Annotated in this window: 1 protein-coding gene; it reads right to left on the bottom strand. The window is 45.8% G+C overall.

Translation table 11 applies throughout. The features are described 5' to 3' along the window. Positions 1 to 250, bottom strand: a 250-nt coding sequence (locus ACO0LB_RS20940; RefSeq protein WP_423052678.1) for an aminotransferase class V-fold PLP-dependent enzyme, incomplete at its 3' end; no start/stop codon positions are given. Positions 251 to 284: the final 34 nt, after the last annotated feature.

A 284-nucleotide genomic window follows, 5' to 3' on the forward strand; every position in this document is an offset into this window, starting at 1 on the left:
GTTCCGATTGCTTCGCAATAACAAAGCCGAATCCAGGTACACCTTGAATACACTTGTTTGCCGAGCTGATCATGTAATCGATACCTAAGTCAGCTATATCCATAGGGATGCCACCAAAACTCGACATCGCATCTAGAATGACGGTTTTGTTGTGCTGTTTTGCCAATTTGGCGATGTCTTCGATTGGATTCATCATACCCGTAGTGGTCTCACAGTGCACAATCGCCACGTGAGTAATGTCTGAATCCATGGCCAATGCCGTTTCCATTTCGTTCAAGTCAGGC

Source organism: Undibacterium sp. SXout7W (genome assembly GCF_049339385.1).
Lineage (GTDB): Bacteria > Pseudomonadota > Gammaproteobacteria > Burkholderiales > Burkholderiaceae_D > Undibacterium.